Here is a 214-nt window from a genome sequence, read left to right as displayed (position 1 = left end):
CTAAATAAAATTGGCCAGAGGTGAGTGTGACTAAGAGTGACTAGATGGGGCCATAGCTCAGCTGGGAGAGCGCCTGCCTTGCACGCAGGAGGTCAGCGGTTCGATCCCGCTTGGCTCCACCATTACGTTACTACCCTGTTTAACCTTCAATACCGTTTGTGAATGTTTCGTGACCATTGATAAGTCGCTGTTGTTTTAGTTATCGCACAACGCC

Annotated in this window: 1 tRNA gene; it reads left to right on the top strand. The window is 49.5% G+C overall.

Annotated features, from left to right (window positions below):
- Window positions 1–46: 46 nt before the first annotated feature.
- Window positions 47–122: transfer RNA gene (locus K7H09_RS23970), tRNA-Ala, on the top strand.
- Window positions 123–214 lie beyond the last annotated feature (92 nt).

The organism is Halomonas sp. IOP_14, assembly GCF_021021315.1.
Lineage (GTDB): Bacteria > Pseudomonadota > Gammaproteobacteria > Pseudomonadales > Halomonadaceae > Vreelandella > Vreelandella titanicae.
Note: the sequence above shows the minus strand (reverse complement) of the source record. Positions and strands in the feature narration are given on the sequence as shown.